General features: G+C 73.0%; 9 protein-coding genes. 5 read left to right on the forward strand and 4 right to left on the reverse strand.

All coding sequences use genetic code 11. The features are described from left to right. Positions 1–73: 73 nt before the first annotated feature. Together FNH04_RS27650 and FNH04_RS27655 are read right to left on the reverse strand one after the other, a co-directional pair. A complete protein-coding gene (locus tag FNH04_RS27650; RefSeq protein WP_152788511.1) occupies positions 74–1,801 on the reverse strand; it encodes an acyltransferase in 1,728 nt (575 codons plus the stop codon). A gap of 131 nt (positions 1,802–1,932) precedes the next feature. Further along, a complete protein-coding gene (locus FNH04_RS27655) occupies positions 1,933–3,636 on the reverse strand; it encodes a PucR family transcriptional regulator (protein ID WP_386573970.1) in 1,704 nt (567 codons plus the stop codon). A gap of 263 nt (positions 3,637–3,899) precedes the next feature. Here FNH04_RS27655 and FNH04_RS27660 point away from each other — a divergent pair, with 263 nt between their 5' ends. From FNH04_RS27660 to FNH04_RS27670, 3 genes are read left to right on the forward strand one after another with little or no spacing between them, the layout of a single operon-like run. Further along, positions 3,900–5,168 carry an aspartate aminotransferase family protein gene (locus FNH04_RS27660; RefSeq protein ID WP_152788512.1) on the forward strand — a complete coding sequence of 423 codons (1,269 nt, stop codon included), beginning with the start codon at positions 3,900–3,902 and terminating at the stop codon, positions 5,166–5,168. Further along, a complete protein-coding gene (locus FNH04_RS27665; protein WP_152788513.1) occupies positions 5,165–8,065 on the forward strand; it encodes an FAD-binding and (Fe-S)-binding domain-containing protein in 2,901 nt (966 codons plus the stop codon). Before FNH04_RS27660 ends, FNH04_RS27665 begins: the two co-directional genes overlap by 4 nt. Continuing rightward, positions 8,062–9,501, forward strand: coding sequence for an NAD-dependent succinate-semialdehyde dehydrogenase (locus FNH04_RS27670; protein ID WP_152788514.1), 1,440 nt, complete (start codon positions 8,062–8,064; stop codon positions 9,499–9,501). Before FNH04_RS27665 ends, FNH04_RS27670 begins: the two co-directional genes overlap by 4 nt. Before the next feature lie 196 nt (positions 9,502–9,697). On the opposite strand, the gene FNH04_RS27675 is transcribed toward FNH04_RS27670, so the two are convergent. Both FNH04_RS27675 and FNH04_RS27680 read right to left on the reverse strand, forming a co-directional pair. After that, positions 9,698–10,441, reverse strand: a complete 744-nt coding sequence (locus tag FNH04_RS27675; RefSeq protein WP_152788515.1) for an IclR family transcriptional regulator — start codon at positions 10,439–10,441, stop codon at positions 9,698–9,700. A 266-nt stretch (positions 10,442–10,707) separates the two neighbouring features. After that, on the reverse strand, positions 10,708–11,454 hold the full coding sequence (locus FNH04_RS27680) for an IclR family transcriptional regulator (RefSeq protein ID WP_152788518.1): 747 nt from the start codon (positions 11,452–11,454) through the stop codon (positions 10,708–10,710). Positions 11,455–11,737: 283 nt separating this feature from the next. Between FNH04_RS27680 and solA the strand changes: the two genes are divergently transcribed. After that, on the forward strand, positions 11,738–12,877 hold the full coding sequence (solA, locus tag FNH04_RS27685) for an N-methyl-L-tryptophan oxidase (RefSeq protein ID WP_322724010.1): 1,140 nt from the start codon (positions 11,738–11,740) through the stop codon (positions 12,875–12,877). A 2-nt stretch (positions 12,878–12,879) separates the two neighbouring features. After that, positions 12,880–13,903, forward strand: a 1,024-nt coding sequence (locus tag FNH04_RS27690) for a M14 family metallopeptidase (protein WP_228031646.1), incomplete at its 3' end; no start/stop codon positions are given.

The following is a 13,903-nucleotide window of genomic DNA, read 5'->3' on the forward strand; positions in this document are numbered from 1 at the left end:
CCCACGAGATGTCCGTCTCGTGGGTGCGGGGCCCCTGCCGTGACCGGTGGGTCTGCCGGTACCGCCGGGGATCTCACGGCCACCGTCCGGGACGGCGGGCGGGCTCCGGGCGGTGGATGCCGCGGGGGCGGTAGCCCAGGGCCTCGGAGTGGCCCAGCAGGTCGGCGAGGAGCCAGACGATGCTCAGCCACATCTCGGTGCCCTGGAGGCCGGGTTCCGGGCCCGGCCCGCTGCTACCGGGGCCGAATCCGAAGCCCTTGCCGTCCTGCCAGCGGGAGAGCGCGAGGGTGAGCCGGTGCTCCGCCCAGGCGCGGATCTCGGCGGAGCGGTAGCCGTCGCTTCCCGCCGGCGCGGCCGGCTGCCGTGTACAGAGCCACAGCGGATGGGCGACGTCCAGCACGTTGCAGGCGTTCTCCCGGCCGGAGCCGAAGTGGCGCGCGTCGCGGGCGTGGTCCAGGACCGCGTCCACGACCTTCGACGGGTGGGGCACCTCCACTCCGAACTGGGCGAAGGACCCGCGGGTCAGGCGGTAGTAGCCGTTGACCACCTGGAGGCGCCCGGATTCGGGGGAGGGACTGCCCCACATCCCCGTCCACGGGTCGGCCCGGGTCAGCAACCAGCCGAACAGGGCCTCCAGCGCCCCCGGCTCCGTCCCGTCGCCCCCGGCGCGCCGCGTGTTCCAGTGCGCCGCCGTCGCCCACGCGTCGATCCACGCACCGGCACCCCAGGCCCCGTCCCGCCAGGGCAGCCCGTCGAGCCGGGCGATCAGCTGACGTGCCGTCATGTCCCGTACCCCGCGCACGGGATACGGGAAGGACGCGCCCAGCAGTTCGAGCGCGTAGCCGACGCAGAGGACGTGATACAGCGCGGGCCCCTCGCCGATGAAGCCGTCGGCCTCCGGTACCGGCGCGGCCTCGCCGAACTCCGGAACCAGCCCGGTCCCCGCATCCTGCCTCCCGGCCAGCCGCGCGACGTGCTCCTCGGCGCTCAACTGTCCGGGCACACCCCCCAGCAGCAGATCCGCGATCTCCACGGCATCACAGTGCGCCCGTACGGTGGGCGCCACGCCCGGCCGGTCGGCGTACCGCTCCCCGTCCCAGCAGCGGTCCAGGATCCCGGCGGCCTGAGCACGGGCGGTCTCGGCGAACAGCGCCAGGGCCCCGTCCAGGGCGCGCTCGCCGTCCGGCGGGCTGCCCGTGCCCCGTGGCCCGCTCGTCCTGCCGGGACTCGTGTCACGCCGGTCGCGTATCGCCCGTGCCGGATTTCCCGCCGCCACCGTCCAGGCCGGCAGGTCCTTGGTGACCACCGCCCCCGCTCCGATCACGCAGTGGTCGCCGATGGTCACCCCGTCCAGGACGACCACGTGCGAGCCGATCCACACGTCGTTTCCGACGGTGATGCCCTCGACCGTGTGCGGCTGGCGGAAGACGGGGCGGTCGGGTGCCATGGAGTGGTTGAAACCCAGCAGCGAGGTGTGCGCTCCGACCCGTACGCCGTCGCCCAGGGCGACCTTGCCCCGTACGACCGTGAACGGGTTCAGCGTGCAGTCCGTGCCGGTGGTCAGGTCCCCGGTGACGTACGCGTGCGCGGCGATGTACGAGTCGTTCCCGAGCCGCAGCCGGTCCGGGTACACCGCCGCCGACCCGGCCACATAGCACCGCTCACCGACCCGTGAGTCCCCGCCGAGCGACTGCTGCCGCTCCCGCTGTGCGGCCCGCTGCTCTTCGGACGCCTCCTCGGCGAACAGCCAGGGGCAGTGGTCGAGGTGACGTGGGGACGGATCAGGTCCGAGATCATCCATGAGCCGCACGCTAGGGCCGTGCACACCCGGCCGAAAGAGTTTTCTGCCGCTGTCTCTCCGGGCGGCGGCTGTGGGAGGACGGAAGAGAGCTCAGTCGCCGGGGCTCTGACCCGGGGACTGAGCACTTCGGTCTACCTGATCCTCAGGACATCGAGCGCGGTGAGTGCCACGTGCAGTTCGGTGCGCTGTTCGCCGGACTCGAGGTCGCAGTCGAGTATCCGCTCGATGGTGCGCAGACGTTGGTAGACGGTCTCGCGGGACAGGCCGCCGGAGCGGGCGGCCACCGTCTTGTTGCCCGCCGCGTCCAGGTAGTGGCGCAAGGTGGTCAGCAGGTCCGTGCCGTGGCGGGCGTCGTGGTCGGCGAGCCGGCCGAGCCGGCGTTCGGCGTAGTCCTGGATCCGGGTGTCCTCGCGGAGTGCGAAGAGGAGGCGGCGCAGGCCGATGTCGGACCGTTCGTGGTAGGAGCGTCCCGGGGGGAGCGGCCGGCCGGGCTCGGTGGCTTCCGCGACGCGGGTCGCGTCGCGGAAGGAGCGGGCGACGCCGGAGAGGGCTGTCGCCTCGCTGCCCGCACTCACCGTTGTCCCCGGCACCAGGTCGAGTACGGCGCGGCTCAGCTGTTCGACAACAGGCCGCCACAGCTGGTCGGGGCGCAGGGACAGGAGGATGCCGAGACGGGTCGGACCGAGAAGGCCGACGAGGGCCTGTGTGCCCTTCTTCCTCAGCTCCTCGGAGAGGAGTTCCTCGGCCTTCGTCGTGTCGTCCTCGCGAGGGACGTCCGCGAACACGGCGATGAAGCGGGAGTCCTTCGTGGGCAGGCCCAGCGCGGCGACCCGGGCGTCGGCGTCCGCGGGCGAGCGGTGGCGCTGTTCGACGAGATCGCGCAGGACACCGCGGTGTGCGGTGCGTTCCCAGGGTGTGGGGTGGGTGAGACGGGCGATGGTGAGGGCCATCGCGGTTCTCTCCAGGACCGTGACGTCTTCGGGGCCGAAAGGGCCGAAGGCCGAGGAAGCGGCCGGGCGCAGCGGGCGGGCCGGGGTCGGGAGCATGGCCACCCTGCCCCAGCGTTCGCCCTGGTACTCCACGGGTGCCACGAGCCAGCCCCCGGGGCCGGAGACGGTCGTGTGGTCGGCGGGCTGTGTCGCTCGGGAGCGCTGTTCCCAGTCGGTGAGCGCCGCCTCGACCGTGTCGCCGGAGGGCTCGCAGATGAGTGCCCGGTGGACCAGGTTCTCCAGGACGACGGTGTGGCCGCTCATCTCGGCGGCGGCGCGTACGACGTCCTCGGGTCCGGCGCCGCGCAGGGTGAGCGCGGTGAACGCCTCGTGGACGCGCTGGGTCCGCCGCATCACCTCGGCCTGGTTGCCGAGGATGAGGGCGTGGACGACCTGGGTGACCTCCAGGAAGTTGACGTCCTTGGCCAGGGTGACGAGGGGGAGGCCGCGGGCCCGGCAGGCGTGGACCAGGGCCTCGGGCGGGCGGTGGTAGCGGCGGACCAGTTCGATGACCAGGGCCGCCGCGCCGATGTCGGCGAGCTCGTCGACGTAGCGGCGTACGCCGGCCGGCTCCTCGGGCAGGGGCATGCCGGTGGTCAGGACGAGCTCGCCGCCCTTGAGGAAGGAAGCGGGGTCCGTCAGCTCGGTGATGTGGACCCAGCGGACGGGCCGGTCGAGCCGGGACAGGCCGGTGACGACCTGGGGCTGTCCGGCGGCCAGGACGGGGAGCGCCAGGGCGTCGGCCACGGTGAGCGGGCGGCCGACTGTGTCCATGCCCGGACCCGGCACCGAGGCGCCGGGGCCGTCCGTGGCAGGCCCCGGAGCCGTGGGGTGGTTCTCGCTCACGGTGCCTCCATGGGGGTCCCCTGCTCGAGTGAGGACCGAGAGCTCGGGGGAGTGCCCCGTCACTCTGACAAGCCCGGCTGACCTGCGCAAGAGCCCGGAGACGGCGGGGGCGAGGTGGACGGGTGGGGCCCGGGGAGCGGCGCGCCTGACACAACGTCCGGACACCGCGTCACGGCTGGACAGATCGCGCGTTGGCGCCGTCCCGGTCCGCGGAGATGCTCGGGGAGACCGGAGCAGACCGACGAACCCGCCGGGAGACGAACATGACCGCACTGTCGCCGCACCTTCGCCAGGCCACTCCCGTGGTGGCGGCCCGGGGCGAGGGCGTCCACCTCTACGGCGAGGACGGCCGCCGCTATCTCGACTTCACCGCCGGGATCGGCGTCACCAGCACCGGGCACTGCCACCCCAGGGTCGTGGCGGCCGCGCAGGAGCAGGTGGGCACGCTCGTCCACGGCCAGTACACGACCGTCATGCACCAGCCCCTGCGGCGGCTCGTCGACAAGCTCGGCGAGGTGCTGCCGGCCGGCCTGGACAGCCTGTTCTTCACCAACTCCGGCAGCGAGGCGGTGGAGGCCGCGCTGCGGCTGGCCCGCCAGGCCACCGGCCGGCCGAACGTCCTGGTCTGCCACGGCGGTTTCCACGGCCGGACGGTGGCCGCCGCCTCCATGACGACATCCGGCACCCGCTTCCGGTCCGGCTTCTCCCCGCTGATGAGCGGTGTCGTCGTCACCCCCTTCCCGTCGGCCTACCGCTACGGCTGGGACGAGGAGGCCGCCACCCGCTTCGCGCTGAAGGAGCTGGACTACACCCTCCAGACGATCTCCTCGCCCGCCGACACGGCCGCGGTCATCGTCGAGCCGGTGCTCGGCGAGGGCGGATACGTACCCGCCACCCGCGCCTTCCTGGAGGGGCTGCGGGAGCGCGCGGACCGCCACGGCTTCCTCCTCATCCTGGACGAGGTGCAGACCGGCGTCGGCCGTACCGGCCGCTTCTGGGGCCACGAGCACTTCGGCGTCACCCCGGACATCCTCGTCACGGCCAAGGGCCTGGCCAGCGGCTTCCCGCTGTCCGGCATCGCCGCCTCCGAGGAGCTGATGACCAAGGCCTGGCCGGGCTCGCAGGGCGGTACGTACGGCGCCAACGCCGTCGCCTGCGCCGCGGCCTGCGCCACCCTCGACGTCGTACGCGACGAGAAGCTCGTCGAGAACGCCGAGGCCATGGGCGAGCGGCTGCGCCGGGGTCTGGAGGCGGTGGCCGACCGGACGCCGGGCATCGGGGACGTGCGGGGCCTCGGACTGATGCTGGCCACCGAGTTCGTCACCGAGGACGGCAGCCCCGACCCCGAGACCGCCGCCCGGGTGCAGCGCGCCGCCGTCGACGAGGGCCTGCTCCTGCTGCTGTGCGGCGCCTGGAACCAGGTCGTACGCATGATCCCCGCGCTCGTCATCGACGAGACGCAGGTCGACGAGGGCCTCCAGGCGTGGGCGACCGCGGTCGAGGCCGGCACCTCGGGAGCGGCACGGCGATGACGGACACCACCACGGCCCTGGAGCCGCTGGTCGCGCGGCTTGCGAAGACCGCTCCCGGCCTGCGGGTGGAGACCGGACCAGGCCCCACCGGCCTCTACGCCTACGACGCCTCCAACTACCGGGTCCCGCCGCGGGCCGTGGTGTTCCCCCGCAGCGCCGACGACGTGGTCGCGGTGCTGCGGGCCTGCCGCGAGGCGGGCGTCCCGGTCACCGCCCGCGGCGGCGGCACCAGCATGGCCGGCAACGCGGTCGGGCCGGGTGTCGTCCTGGACTTCTCCCGGTACATGAACCGGATCCTGGACATCGACCCCGTCGGGCGCACCGCACGTGTCGAGGCCGGCGTGGTCCTGGACGCGCTGCGCGGCGCGACCGCCCTGCACGGTCTCACCTTCGGACCCGACCCCTCCTCGCACAGCCGCTGCACCCTCGGCGGCATGATCGGCAACGACGCGTGCGGCAACCGGTCGGTGCGGCACGGGCGGACCGGCTCTCACATCGAGGCGCTGGAGATCGTGACGGCGGACGGCGTGCGGGCCGTCGCCGACCGTAGCGGCCTGCGCGCGGCCGACCCGAACGACACGGACGCGGTCCTGCGCGTCATCGGGCTGGAGGCGGACCTACGCCGCCTGATCGACGCCAACCTGGCGCCGATCCGCACCGAGCTGGGCCGCATCCCGCGGCAGGTCTCCGGCTACCAGCTGCACCACCTGCTGCCGGAGAACGGCTTCGACATGGCCCGCGCCCTGGTGGGCACCGAAGGCTCCTGTGCGGTCGTCACCGCCGCGACGGTCCGCCTGGTGGCGACCGCACAGGCTTCCACGCTGCTGACACTCGGCTACGACGACGTGGTCGACGCGGCCGAGGACGTCCCCGAGATCCTGCGCCGGCACCCCACCGCCGTGGAGGGCATGGACGAGGCGATCGTCGCCACCATGCGAGCCCGGCGCGGCCCGGACTCCGTGACCGGACTGCCCGAGGGGCGGGCCTGGCTCTACGTCGAACTCGACGGTGACGACCAGGCGGCGGTCGACGCCCGCGCCGCCGAACTGCTGGACGTGCTCAAGGCCCGCGGCCGGATGACCGGCGGCCGGGTCGTGCAGAGCCCGGCGGAGCGGCGCTCGCTGTGGCGGGTCCGCGAGGACGGCGCCGGGCTCGCCGCCCGCCTGGTGGACGGCTCGGAGTCCTGGCCCGGCTGGGAGGACGCGGCGGTAGCGCCCGAGAACCTGGCCGCCTACCTGCGCGACTTCCGCAAGCTGCTGGCCGCGCACGGGCTGACCGGTGTGCTGTACGGGCACTTCGGCGCCGGCTGCGTCCACGTGCGCATCGACTTCGACCTGGCCACGGACCCCGGCCGGGCCGCCGCCCGCCGGTTCCTCACCGAGGCGGCCGCCCTTGTCGTCGAGCACGGCGGCACGCTCTCGGGCGAGCACGGCGACGGACGCGCACGCGGCGAGCTGCTCCAGGTCATGTACAGCCACCGGATGATCCAGGCGTTCGCCGGCTTCAAGCAGATCTTCGACCCCGATGACCTGCTCAACCCCGGCGTCATCGTGGCCCCGGCCCGACTCGACGCCGACCTCGCCCTGCACACCCCCTCCGACGTGCTCCCCGTCGAGACCCTTTTCTCCTTCCCGCACGACGAGGACGGCTTCGCGGGCGCCGTGCGCCGCTGCGTCGGCGTCGGCCGCTGCCGCAGCGACTCCGGCGGCGTCATGTGCCCCAGCTACCGGGCCACGGGCGAGGAGAACGACTCCACCCGCGGCCGGGCCCGCCTGCTCCAGGAGATGGTGCGCGGCGGGACCGTCCAGGACGGCTGGCGCTCGACCGAGGTGCGCGACGCCCTCGACCTGTGCCTGTCCTGCAAGGCGTGCTCCAGCGACTGCCCCGTCGGCGTCGACATGGCCACCTACAAGGCCGAGTTCCTCCACCAGCACTACAAGGGCAGGCTCCGGCCCCGCTCGCACTACTCGCTGGGCTGGCTGCCCCTGACGTCCGCCCTCGCCGGATACGCCGCCCGACCCCTCAACGCGCTGCTGCGCGGCCCCGTCGGCAGACTGCTCGCCCGGCTGGGCGGCGTGACCACGAAACGCCGGATCCCGGCCTTCGCCTCACGGCGCGCGACGCGCAGGGCCCTGCGCACGGCGAGGACCGGCGAACCGGCCAAGGCGCTGCTCTTCGTCGACAGCTTCACCCGAGCCTTCCGCCCCGAGGTGGCGGGAGCCGCGAGCCGCGTGCTCGCCGACGCCGGAATCCCCTGCACGGCCGAGGACGGCCTGTGCTGCGGCCTGACCTGGGTCAGCACCGGCCAGCTGTCCGTCGCGCGCCGCATCATGGCCCGTACGGTCGCCCGCCTGGACAACGGCGACGACCGGCCCATCGTCGTGGCGGAGCCCAGCTGCGCGGCCGCGTTGAAACGTGATGTGCCCGAACTGCTCGGCACCGACGCCGCCCGGCGCGTCGCCGCCCGTGTCCACACCCTCACGGGGGCGCTGACCGACCTCGCCGCCGAGGACTGGACCCCACCGGAACTGCCCGAGAACGTCGTCCTGCAGACCCACTGCCACGAGTACGCCACCTTCAAGGGCCGCCACCCTCGCGACCTGCTCGGCCGCCTCGGCGTACGGAAGGTCGACGAGGCCGAGGGCTGCTGCGGACTCGCCGGGAACTTCGGCTTCGAGGAGCAGCACTACGACACCTCGATGGCCGTCGCCGACCTGGCCCTGAAGCCACGCCTCGACGGCATCCACGCCATCGACGGGGCCACGTCGGCCGTCGTGGTGGCGGACGGCTTCAGCTGCGCCACCCAGATCGACCACCTCGCCGGTGACCGGGGCATCCGCGCCCTGCATCTCGCGGAACTGCTCGACCCCGCCGACCAACCAGGAGAACCCTCATGACCGACACACCCACGCAGTTGTTCATCGGCGGTGCCTGGGTGGACGCCGCGGACGGCGCCACCATGCCCGTCGACGACCCCGCGACCGGCGAGATCCTCTGCCACGTCGCCGACGCGGGCCCCAAGGACGCCCGGCTCGCGGAGGACGCGGCCGTGCAGGCGCAGGAGGAGTGGGCCCGTACGGCACCGCGCGTCCGCAGTGAGATCCTGCGGCGCGCGTACGAGATCATCCTGGAGCGCACCGACGAGCTGGCGCACCTGATGACGGCCGAGATGGGCAAGCCGCTGGCCGAGGCCAGGGGAGAGGTGGCGTACGCCGCCGAGTTCTTCCGCTGGTTCTCCGAGGAGGCCGTCCGCGTCGACGGCGGCCACGGCGTCCTGCCCGACGGCCGCAACCGCATGCTGCTCTCCCGCCGCCCGGTGGGCCCCTGCCTGCTGATCACCCCGTGGAACTTCCCGCTGGCCATGGGCACGCGCAAGATCGGCCCGGCGGTCGCCGCGGGCTGCACGATGGTGCTCAAGCCGGCCCCGCAGACTCCTCTCTCCAGTCTGGCCCTCGCCGCGATCCTCAAGGAGGCCGGGCTGCCGGACGGCGTGCTGAACGTCGTCACCACCTCCCGTGCGGGGGAGGTGTGCGAGCCGCTCCTGCGCGGCGGGCGGGTGCGCAAGCTGTCCTTCACCGGCTCCACGCAGGTCGGGCGGCTGCTGCTCGCCCAGAGCGCCGACGCCGTAGTCCGCACCTCGATGGAGCTGGGCGGCAACGCGCCGTTCATCGTCTTCGAGGACGCCGACCTGGACAAGGCCGTGGACGGCGCGATGGTCGCCAAGATGCGCAACATGGGCGAGGCGTGCACCGCCGCGAACCGCTTCTTCGTCCACAGCTCCGTGGCGGAGGAGTTCGGACGGCGGCTCGCCGAGCGCATGGGCACGCTCGTCGTGGGTCCGGGCACCCGGGACGGCGTCGATGTCGGTCCGCTGATCGACAGGACCGGACAGGCCAAGGTCGAGGAACTGGTCGCCGACGCGGTGGAGCGTGGTGCGCAGGTGCTCGTCGGCGGCCGCACGCCCGAAGGCCCTGGCTGCTTCTACCCGCCCACCGTGCTCGCCGGCGTGGACCCCGGCAGCCGTCTGATGGACACGGAGATCTTCGGCCCGGTGGCGGCGATCCTCACCTTCGAGGACGAGGACGAGGTCGTACGCCGCGCCAACGACACGCCGTGGGGTCTCGTCGGCTACGTCTTCACCGAGGGCCTCGACCGCGCCCTGCGCGTCAGTGAACGCCTGGAGGTCGGCATGGTCGGCCTCAACACCGGCCTCGTCTCCAACCCGGCCGCGCCCTTCGGCGGGGTCAAGCAGTCCGGGCTGGGCCGCGAGGGCGGCCGGGTCGGGATCGACGAGTTCCTGGAGTACCAGTACCTCGCGGTGCCCGTGCGATGACGGCGGTGGTCCTGCCCTGACACACGTCCCCTCGCGCACCGTCCCCTCGCGCACCGCGGGGCCCCCGTTCCCGGCCGACCCGGTCTCCTGGCCGGGCACGGGGGCCGGCTCGCGGAGCGCGAGGGAGCGCGGTCAGGTCCGGTTTCCGTCCCTGCCCCGAGGACACGCGGCTGTCGTCCGGCCCCGGGCCCCCGCCTCAGCGCTGGTGGCGGGCGGTGATCTCCGCCGCGGTCTCGGTCACCAGTCGGCCCAGCTCGTCGAGGCGGCCGGGCTCGAAGCGGGAGGCGGGCAGGGAGACGGCCACCGCGGCCAGCGGCACGCCGTCACCGTCCAGGACGGGTGCCGCGATGGCACAGACACCCTGGAGGTACTGGTTGTGGTTGACGGCGTATCCACGGTCTCGGACGCGCTGGAGCTCCGCCCGCAGCTCCACCGGGTCGGTGATGGTCTCCGCGCCGTAACCCTCGAGCGTGCCCGTCGCGAACTCGTCGACCTCGGACTTCGGCAGATGGGCGAGGACCGCGTGTCCGGTGGCCGTGGCGTGCAGGGGTGAGGTGTCGCCGATGGCGTGGTAGGTCCGTACGGCGTGGTCGCAGTCGACGCGGTCCACCACGACCATGCACTGCAGTGCGTCGGGCACCGACAGGTGGATGGTCTCGTTCAGCTCGTCGCGGAGCCGGGTCATGGGCTCGCGGGCGGCGGCGAACAGGCTGGAGCCCTGGAGGGCGGCGGGTCGTACGGCGAGGATGCGGGCGCCGATCTCCCAGCGGGTGGTGTCCTTGCGGTTGGCTCGCAGCCAGCCCGCCTCGTTGAGCGTGACCAGGGTGCGCTGCACGGTGGACTTCGGCAGGCCGAAGAGCTTCGTCAGCTCTCCCACGGTCACGGGCTGGTGCTGGGCGACCGCCTCCAGGATGCGCAGCGACCTGGTGACGCTCTTCATTTCCAATTCCGGTACCCCCGTCAGTCGTGTGGCTTCGTCGTGCTCACTTCTTGACTCCCCCTCCGGAGTCGTGGGCATGATCGTGCCGGATTCTAGCATGGCGTTCCACAATATGGCATAAGGTCTGGTGGTGGCCGGTGATCCGTCCCCTCCTTCGGTCGGCCCAGGGTGGTGACTGCCTCAAGACGCACCGAGGGCCGGCTCCCACGCCGATGCGTGAGAGCCGGCCCATGCCGGCGCGGGGCTCTCGGGCCTCCGCCTTCCGCTCAGGCGCCCGCCAGGCGCCCGGTGATCTCCGCGGCCGTACCGGCGACGAGGCGGCCCCACTCGGGCGCCCGGTCCGCGTCGTACCGGGAGTCGGGCATCGAGATGGCCACGGCGGCCAGCGGTGTTCCGCTCTCGTCGAGCACGGGCGCGCCGAGGGCGCAGACGCCCGGGCGGTACTGGTTGGTGTTGATCGCGTATCCCTCGGTGCGAATGCGGTCCAGCTCGGCGCGCAGCTCGTCCGGGTCGGCGGGGGTCGTGTCGCTGAACCGCTCCAGTCCCTGCGCGACCAGCTCCTCGACGTCCTGCTTCGGCAGGTGGGCGAGGATGGCGCGCCCGACGGCGGTGGCGTGCAGCGGAGACGTGTCGCCGATGGTGTGGAAGGTCCGTACGGCGTGGTCGCAGTCGACGCGGTCCACCACGACCATGCACTGCAGGGCGTCGGGCACCGACAAGTGGATGGTCTCGTTCACCGCGTCCCGGAGTCGGATCATGGGCTCGCGGGCGGCGGCGAACAGGCTGGACCCCTGCAGGGCGGCGGGTCGTACGGCCAGTACCCGGGCGCCGATCTCCCAGCGGGTCGTGTCCCTGCGGTTCGCCCGAAGCCAGCCGGCCTCGGCCAGCGTGACCAGGGTGCGCTGCACCGTGGACTTCGGGAGTCCGAAGAGCTTCGTCAACTCCCCGACGGTGACCGGCTGATGCTGGGCGACCGCCTCCAGGATGCGCAGTGACCTGGTGACGCTCTTCATTTCCATCCGGTTTCCCCCTGTTAATCCTCGGAATCTCTGCTGGACACCCTCTTGACTCCCCTCCGGGCCGCTGTCATTCTCTGTGCCAGATTCTAGCACAGCGTTCCACAATGTGGCACGGCTCGCCGGGAGAGGTCCCGGAGACATGAGCCGGAACTCCGAGACGCGACGGTTGCGAGCTGTGGGCCTGACGAAGGGCCCGGCCCCCGTCCGAACAACCTCGAATCGATCAGCCTCACGTCGGGGGCCAGCATGCGCCCCGGCGATACGAAAGGAAAGTCCTGTGTCAGCTGCCAGGAAGCGCGTCGCTGTCGTCGGCGTCGGAACGATGGGCAGTCAGGCCGCCTGGCGGCTGGCGGCCCGCGGCGCCGAGGTCGTCGGCTACGACCGGTACGCCCCCGGCCACGACCGCAGTGCTGCCGGCGGTGAGACCCGGATCTTCCGCAGCGCGCACTTCGAGGACTCCCGGTACGTCCCGCTGCTCAAGCACGCCGACGCCCTGTGGGAGCAGCTCCAGGAGGAGACCGGCCGTGAGCTGCGCCGCCTGACGGGGTGCCTGCTGATGGGGCCGACGGACCACCAGCAGATGGCGACGGTTCTCGAGTCCATCGCCGAGCACGACCTCGACCACGAGGCGCTGGATGCCGAGGCGCTCGCCAAGCGGTTCCCGCAGTACCGCGTCGAGGACGGCGACGCGGCCGTGCTCGACCGCCGCGCCGGCTTCATCCGGCCCGAGCTGACCATCCAGACCGCCGCCCGCCGCGCCGAGCAGCTGGGTGCCGTCATCCACCGCTACACCACGGTCCGCGAGATCGTCCCCGTCGCGAACGGCGTGGAGATCCGCACCGACGCCGGCAGCGAGCGCTTCGACACGGCCGTCGTCACCCCCGGCCCCTGGGTCAACGACCTGCTGCCCGACCTGCCGTGGGAGGTGGACGTCCGCCGCCTCGTCAGCGCCTGGTACGTGCCCACCACCCCCGACGCCTGGTTCGGCGAGGAGCGCCCCGCCTTCATCCGGACCGCGCCCACCCACTGCTACGGCCTGCCGTCCCCGGACGGTGTCTCGGTCAAGCTCGGCCTCTCCCGCGCCCTGCACCGCCCCGCGGGCGACCCGAACCAGCTGGACCGGACGGTGCAGCCGGAGGAGCTGGAGATCTTCAGCGAGCTGATCGGCCGCTACCTGCCGGACCTGCACCCGGACCCGACCCGGCTCTCCGTCTACATGGAGGGCTACACCGAGAGCAGCCGCCCGCTGGTCGGCCCGCTGCCCGGCGCCGAGAACGTCGTCCTGCTCGCCGGATTCTCCGGCCACGGCTTCAAGCTCGCGCCCGCCTTCGGTGACATCGCCGCGGACCTCGCCCTGGACGGCGTCTCGCCGCAGCCCATCGGCTTCCTCTCCACCGTCGGCCGTACGGAGGCATGACCATGAGCGACACCAACCTCTCCGTCGGCTCCCTGGAGGCCCGGCCCGGCACCAAGGCGCGCGGCACCGTGCGGGCCGACCTCGGCACCCTCACCGCGGACATCCCGCTGACCCTGGTCAACGGCGCCCGCCCCGGCCCCCGGGTCGTCATCACCGCGGGAGTGCACGGCGGCGAGTTCACGCCCGTCGACGCCGCCGCGCGCCTGGCAGGCCTGCTGGAACCCGCTGAGGTGCACGGACAGCTGATCGTCTGTCCGGTCGCCAACCCCAACGCCGTGTACCGGGGCCGGCTCAACATCTCCCCGGTCGACGGTGTGAACATCAACCGTGTCTTCCCCGGCGACCCGGACGGCGGCCCCACCGAGCGCCTGGCCGCCTGGCTCTTCGCGAACCTGGTCGACGGCGCCGACGTCTACGTCGACCTGCACTGCGGCGGCATCGACCAGGTCCTGCGGGACTTCGTCGGCTACCGCCTCACCGGTGACCCGGACCTCGACAAGGCGACGGCCGAACTGGCCGGATCCTTCGGGATCGAGGACGTCATCCTCGGCCTGAAGGCCGACGGCGGCAACAGCCACGCCGCAGCCGCCCGCAGGGGCATCTCGGCGGTCCTCGTCGAGGTGGGCGAACTCGGGCAGCGTGACGGGGCCACGGCCCGCCGCCGCGTCGACGGCCTGTTCCGGGCGCTGCGCCACCTGGGCGTACTGGACCCGGACGACTCCGCCCCGGCACCGGTCCGCGAGTGGGTCTGGTCCGCCGGCGTCACCGCCGAGGCCACCGGCCTGTGGTACCCGGAGTTCTCCTTCGACGGCGACGTCATCGGCGAAGTGGCCGAGGGCGACGTCCTGGGCCGCATCGTCGACCCGGCCGACGGCCGGGAGCACACGGTCCGCGCCCCGGCCGGCGGACGGATCTTCTACGGCATGCACGGCCTCACCGTCGCCCCCGGCACGGAACTGGCCGCCCTCGCCGTCCCGTGGGACCCCGACACCGCCCCGCGACCCGACACCCTCGGGCCCCCCGGTG

The sequence above is a fragment of the Streptomyces phyllanthi genome (genome assembly GCF_009377205.1).
Lineage (GTDB): Bacteria > Actinomycetota > Actinomycetes > Streptomycetales > Streptomycetaceae > Streptomyces > Streptomyces phyllanthi.